The sequence below is a fragment of the Erythrobacter sp. genome (genome assembly GCF_038133525.1).
GTDB lineage: Bacteria > Pseudomonadota > Alphaproteobacteria > Sphingomonadales > Sphingomonadaceae > Qipengyuania.
Map to the genome: position 1 here is coordinate 1 of NZ_JAYPTL010000124.1, position 2,934 is coordinate 2,934.

Annotated in this window: 5 protein-coding genes; all 5 read left to right on the forward strand. The window is 63.2% G+C overall.

All coding sequences use genetic code 11. The annotated features are described in order from the left end of the window. On the forward strand, nt 1–158 hold a 158-nt coding region (locus AAFM29_RS16890; protein ID WP_341713912.1), incomplete at its 5' end, for a 30S ribosomal protein S10. 250 nt (nt 159–408) lie between these two features. Then, complete coding sequence (rplC, locus tag AAFM29_RS16895) at nt 409–1,209, forward strand: 50S ribosomal protein L3 (protein WP_341713908.1); 801 nt, start codon at nt 409–411, stop codon at nt 1,207–1,209. A 3-nt stretch (nt 1,210–1,212) separates the two neighbouring features. Continuing rightward, the gene (gene rplD, locus AAFM29_RS16900) at nt 1,213–1,836 is read left to right on the forward strand and encodes a 50S ribosomal protein L4 (RefSeq protein ID WP_341713909.1); all 624 of its coding nucleotides are present in this window, start codon (nt 1,213–1,215) and stop codon (nt 1,834–1,836) included. Further along, complete coding sequence (locus AAFM29_RS16905) at nt 1,829–2,149, forward strand: 50S ribosomal protein L23 (RefSeq protein WP_341713910.1); 321 nt, start codon at nt 1,829–1,831, stop codon at nt 2,147–2,149. Before rplD ends, AAFM29_RS16905 begins: the two co-directional genes overlap by 8 nt. A 4-nt stretch (nt 2,150–2,153) precedes the next feature. Next, on the forward strand, nt 2,154–2,934 hold a 781-nt coding region (gene rplB / locus AAFM29_RS16910), incomplete at its 3' end, for a 50S ribosomal protein L2 (RefSeq protein WP_341713911.1).

Below are 2,934 nucleotides of genomic sequence, written 5' to 3' on the forward strand. Positions count from 1 at the left end.
ACCGCGGCCCGCACATCGACAAGAAGTCGCGCGAGCAGTTCGAGGTGCGCACCTATAAGCGGCTGCTCGACATCGTGCAGCCCAACGCCCAGACGGTCGACGCGCTGATGAAGCTGGACCTCGCCGCTGGCGTGAACGTCGAAATCAAGCTCGCTTGATCTGACGCTTCGGTCTGCGGCCCGGACCTTAAACCGGCCGAGATTTTCAGGGGTCCTCGATGACCCAGCCCGGTTGAAAGGCCGGGCAAGACATCGGGATACCGCCGGATCTGATCCGGGTCTGCGTCCCCCGTCTCGCTCCCAAGGCCTTAAGGCTGCGGAAGCAATCAGCCCGGACGGGGCGACGCATCACTCAATGGGCTGGCAAGCACGCGGGATGGGCCCGTGTGCCTCTGTTTAGGAGTTGACGATGCGCACTGGCGTTATCGCAAAGAAAGTCGGGATGACCCGCCTCTTCCAGGAGGACGGTCGGCACGTGCCGGTCACCGTTCTCGCGCTGGAGGACTGCCAGGTCACCGCTCATCGCACCGAAGACCGTGACGGCTATTTCGCCCTCCAGGTCGGTTCGGGTGAGGCGAAGCAGAAGAACGTGAACAAGCCGCAGCGTGAAGCCTTTGCCAAGGCTGAGGTTCCGCTGAAGATGAAGGTTGCCGAGTTCCGTGTGGACAATGAGGAAGGTCTCCTTCCCGTCGGTGCCACCATCTCGGCTGAGCACTTCGTCGCTGGACAGAAGGTCGACATCACCGGCCACACCCAGGGCAAGGGCTTTGCCGGCGCCATGAAGCGCTGGGGCTTCGGCGGTATGCGCGCCACCCACGGTGTTTCGATTAGCCACCGTGCACACGGTTCGACCGGTAACCGCCAGGATCCGGGTCGCGTGTTCAAGGGCAAGAAGATGGCCGGTCACATGGGTGATCGTCGCCGCACGCAGCAGAACCTCGAGATCGTCCGTACCGACGCCGATCGCGGCTTGCTCTTCGTCAAGGGCTCGGTCCCTGGTTCGAAGAATGGTTGGCTGCTGGTTCGCGACGCGGTCAAGCTTCCGCTTCCCGAAGGCGTGCCGTTCCCCGGTGCAGTCGTCGAAAAGAAGGGTGCTGCCCCTGTGCAGGACGAGACCCCGACCACGCCGGTCGAGGTGATCGATGACGCCGTGAACACCACCGAAACGCCCGCAGCCGATACCGGCTCGGACGAGAACAAGGAGGGCTGATCCGTGAAGGTGAAGGTCCAGAAAATCGACGGCAAGGCTGCTGGCGATGTTGAGCTCAACGATGCCGTGTTCGGTGTCGAGCCGCGCGCCGACATCCTGCACCGCGTTGTGACGTGGCAGCTCGAAAACCGCCGCGGCACTGCCCGCCCGACGCGTGAGCGTTCGGACGTTGCCCGCACCGGCAAGAAGTGGGGCCGCCAGAAGGGCGGCGGCACGGCTCGCCATGGTGACCGCGCTGCGCCGATCTTCATCGGCGGTGGTAAGGCCCACGGTGCCAAGCTGCGCGACTTCAACCAGTCGCTGAACAAGAAGATCCGTGCCCTCGGTCTCAAGATGGCACTTTCGAGCAAGGCGAAGGACGGCCTCGTTGTCGTCGACAGTCTCGAGCTCAAGGACGCCAAGACCAAGGCTCTGGCTGCGACGTTCGGCAAGAACGGCTGGAACGGCAAGGTTCTGGTGATCGACGGTGAAGCTGTCGATGCCGGCTTCGCTAAGGCTGCGCGCAACCTGCCTGGCGTCAATGTGCTGCCGGCCATGGGTGCCAACGTCTACGACATCCTGAAGCACGACACGCTGGTCCTGACCAAGGACGCGGTCGCGAAGCTGGAGGCCCGTTTCAATGGCTAAGAAGCAGGACATCGATGCGCGTCACTATGACGTGATCCTCGCGCCCCACATCACCGAGAAGTCGACCCTGGCTTCGGAGAACAATGCCGTCGTCTTCAAGGTCGCCGGCACTGCCACCAAGCCGCAGATCAAGGAAGCGGTCGAGGCGATCTATGCTTCGCAGAAGGCCAAGGTGCTTTCGGTGAACACGATCGTGGTGAAGGGCAAGACCAAGCGCTGGAAGGGCAAGGCCTACAAGCGCAGCGACGTGAAGAAGGCGATCGTGACCCTCGCAGAGGGTTCGATGATCGACATCACCGAAGGTGTGAGCTGATCCCATGGCACTGAAGAATTACAAACCGACCAGCCCGGGCCGTCGCGGCCTGATCCTCGTCGACAAGTCGGCGCTCTACAAGGGCAAGCCGGTCAAGGCGCTCGTCGAAGGCAAGCGCAAGACCGGTGGACGCAACAACAAGGGCCATGTCACCTCGCGCGGCATGGCTGGCGGCCACAAGCAGAAGTACCGCTTTGTCGACTTCAAGCGTCGCAAGTGGGACGTTGAAGGCACCGTGGAACGGCTCGAATACGACCCGAACCGCACCGCTTTCATCGCGCTCGTCAAGTATGACGACGGCGAACTGGCCTACATCCTTGCGCCGCAGCGTCTGGCCGTTGGCGACAAGGTCGTCGCCGGTGAGAAGACCGACACCAAGCCTGGCAATGCCATGCTGCTCGGTCAGATGCCGGTTGGCACGATCTGCCACAACGTCGAAATGAAGCCGGGCAAGGGCGGTCAGATCGCTCGCGCTGCAGGTTCCTATGTCCAGCTGGTCGGTCGTGACCGCGGCATGGTCATCGTCCGTCTCAACAGCGGTGAGCAGCGTTACCTGCGCGCCGACTGCATGGGTACGGTCGGTGCGGTGTCGAACCCCGACAACCAGAACCAGAACCTGGGCAAGGCCGGTCGTCGTCGCTGGATGGGCATCAAGCCGCTTACTCGCGGCGTTGCCAAGAACCCGGTCGACCACCCGCACGGTGGTGGTGAAGGCCGCACCAGCGGTGGCCGTCACCCGGTTACCCCGTGGGGCAAGCCGACCAAGGGTGCCCGCACCCGCAACA

Bases quoted from the DNA above. Each gene is read 5' to 3' on its own strand.
- rplC (WP_341713908.1), top strand. From the start codon at position 409: ATGCGCACTGGCGTTATCGCAAAGAAAGTCGGGATGACCCGCCTCTTC.
- AAFM29_RS16905 (WP_341713910.1), top strand. From the start codon at position 1,829: ATGGCTAAGAAGCAGGACATCGATGCGCGTCACTATGACGTGATCCTC.